This window comes from uncultured Candidatus Kuenenia sp. (assembly GCF_900696675.1).
In the GTDB taxonomy this organism is placed as follows: Bacteria; Planctomycetota; Brocadiia; order Brocadiales; family Brocadiaceae; genus Kuenenia; species Kuenenia stuttgartiensis_A.
Genome location: NZ_CAADGZ010000238.1, coordinates 1 through 2226, shown reverse-complemented (window position 1 = coordinate 2226; position 2226 = coordinate 1). Strand labels below are relative to the sequence as shown.

The following is a 2226-nucleotide window of genomic DNA, read 5'->3' as shown; positions in this document are numbered from 1 at the left end:
TCTTCATACTCATTTTTAAAGTACTGCAGCGTAGAAACAACGGGATTCGCAGATGTTTGTCCCAGTCCGCACAGCGAAGACGTCCTGGTTGCTTCCGCCAGTTCTTCCAGAAGGCCAATATCTTCTCTTTCCCCTTCCCCGTTTGCTATCCTCGTCAGTATCTCCAGCATCCGCTTAGTACCTACCCTGCACGGAGTACACTTCCCGCATGATTCATTCTGGCAGAATTCCATGAAATACCTCGCTATCTCTACCATAGAGGTGGTTTCATCCATGATAATAAGTCCCCCGGACCCCATTATCGCCCCAACCTCTTTTACCGATTCATAATCAATCGGCGTATCAAGGTATTGCTCAGGCACACATCCGCCCGAAGGACCTCCCATCTGCGCCGCCTTGAATTGCCGGCGACGGGGTATGCCTCCGCCTATTTCAAACACCAGCTCACGAAGCGTTGTTCCCATCGGCACTTCTACCAGTCCCGTATTGTTTACACTGCCCGCCAGTGCAAATATCTTCGTCCCCTTGCTCGACTCCGTTCCTATTGCGCTGAAATACTTCGCACCTTCAAGGATTATTACCGGAATATTTGCCAGTGTTTCCACGTTGTTTATATTCGTTGGCTTTCCCCACAATCCGCTTACCGCAGGAAAAGGAGGACGCGGACGCGGCATCCCGCGTTCACCTTCAATAGAAGCAATCAATGCCGTCTCCTCGCCGCATACAAATGCACCTGCACCCATTTTTACTTCTATATCGAAATGGAATCCACTCCCTAATATATTCTCTCCCAATAATCCAAGTGACCGGGCATCGCCTATGGCTATCTTCACATGTTCCACGGCAATAGGATATTCTTCCCGCACATAGATTATCCCCTTCCCGGAACCTATAGCATAACCGCAAATCAACATCCCTTCAATTACAGAATGAGGGTCTCCCTCAAGCACCGCACGGTCCATAAACGCACCAGGATCCCCTTCGTCTCCGTTACAGATAACATATTTCTCGTCACCCACGGCATTTTTTGCAGACTCCCACTTCTTCCCCGTCGGAAATCCGGCCCCGCCACGTCCCCGCAGACCGGATGCCTTCACCTCTTCAATTACTTTGTCGGGGGACATGCCGGAAAGTACTTTCTCAAGGGCGGCATACCCATTCCTCAAAATGTATTCACTTATCTTTTTCGGGTCGATTACCCCGCAGTTCCTTAATACAATCTTTTTCTGCTTTTTGTAAAAGGATATGTCTTTCCGGTAGGGTACCCGTTTTCCATCTTCCGTGCAGCAAAGCCTTTCAATGATTTCCCCCTTAAGAACTGTCCTGGAAACTATCTCATGCACGTCACTCTCCGTAACCCTGCCGTAAAATACCCCCATTGGCTCTACCGTTACTACAGGCGCCCTTGTGCACAATCCCTGACAGCCGGTATCCACCACTTCCACCCTGTCTTTAAGGGACTGCATCTCAATTTCCGCCTGAAAGGTTTTGTACACTTCCCAGGCCCCCAACGCCCGGCAACCTGTCGTACAAATTAAAATACGTATTTTCTCCCCGCTGCTTTTTTCCGCTTCCAAAGATTTTCTATACCTTTTCAGGGCATCAATGCTATTCAATTTTTCCATTAACACTTCTCCTCCATTCCTAATAGAAATGTTGAATTTTAAATTCTGAATTCTGAATTAAAATTAATTTAATATTGTAACTGTTTAGTGTAATCTATTTAACTACCGAAGCACAACTCGCTTCCGAAAAGTTGAATTCTGAATTAATTTAAAATTTAACATTTAAAATCTAAAATTCCCTAATAACTCTTGAGAATTTCCTCGGTTTTTTCTTCAGTCAATTTCCCATAATAGCGGTCGTCTATCATCATTACAGGCGCCAAAAAACACGTGCCTAAACATGCTACCGTTTTATGGGTAAATTTATAGTCAGGTGTTGTTTCGCCTTCTTTTACCTGCAGGACGTCTGCTATTTTCTCCCCGATGTCCGGGGCGCCCTTTATGTGGCAGGCAGTGCCGGCGCACAGCCTGACGGTATGTTTTCCTCGGGGAACCAGCGAAAATTGCGAATAAAAAGTCACGACTCCGTATATCCTGCTCAACGGTATGTCCGTCCGCACCGACACTTCTTCCATTGCCGTCAGGGGCAAATATCCGTACTCCTCCTGCATCTCCTGTAATATCGGAATTAAATCGTTTGACGCGGCACGGGAAAGAATGG

2 protein-coding genes are annotated in these 2226 nt (G+C 46.9%); both read right to left on the bottom strand.

From position 1 onward, the window contains the following. Nucleotides 1–1625 (bottom strand): NuoF family protein (locus tag QZT26_RS17300; RefSeq protein ID WP_295103948.1); only part of this gene is annotated, 1625 nt, incomplete at its 3' end. 179 nt (nt 1626–1804) lie between these two features. Beyond that, nucleotides 1805–2226 (bottom strand): NAD(P)H-dependent oxidoreductase subunit E (locus QZT26_RS17295; RefSeq protein ID WP_295103946.1); only part of this gene is annotated, 422 nt, incomplete at its 5' end.